Origin of the sequence: Streptomyces sp. DH12, from assembly GCF_020873895.1 — a bacterium.
Lineage (GTDB): Bacteria > Actinomycetota > Actinomycetes > Streptomycetales > Streptomycetaceae > Streptomyces.
Genome location: NZ_JAHWGT010001409.1, coordinates 1 through 414, shown reverse-complemented (window position 1 = coordinate 414; position 414 = coordinate 1). Strand labels below are relative to the sequence as shown.

Here is a 414-nt window from a genome sequence, read left to right as displayed (position 1 = left end):
GGCGGAGGAAGCGGGACAGGGTCTTGGAGTCGAACTCGACCACCGAGTGGCCCTGGCCGGAGTGGAACTCCACCACCGCCTGCACCCGGCCGCACGGCCACACCCGTATGCCGCCGCTGTCGACGGGCGCGGTGAGGCCGTGTTCCAGCAGGTCCCGTTCGACGACCCATTCCAGGGGCCGCGTCCCCGGCAGGGCCACCCGTACATGGCGGGGGTCGGACTCCGGGTCGTACCGCAGCACCACGGGGACGGCCCCGTGACTCTCCAGCAGAGGGCCGTCATCCGTCACGATGTGGACTCGCGCGTACTGCTCGATCACGGACATCGGTGGGCCCCTTACGCTGCGTCGTGCGCCCGGCAGGGCATACATGCCTTACGGGCCGTTTACCCACTCCCGTCCCCATCGTGCACCCA

At 70.0% G+C, this 414-nt stretch carries 1 protein-coding gene; it reads right to left on the bottom strand.

Going from position 1 to position 414, the window contains the following annotated elements:
- A partial coding sequence (locus LPA54_RS40320; RefSeq protein ID WP_228985394.1) for an SsgA family sporulation/cell division regulator occupies window positions 1-325 on the bottom strand: 325 nt, incomplete at its 3' end.
- Window positions 326-414 lie beyond the last annotated feature (89 nt).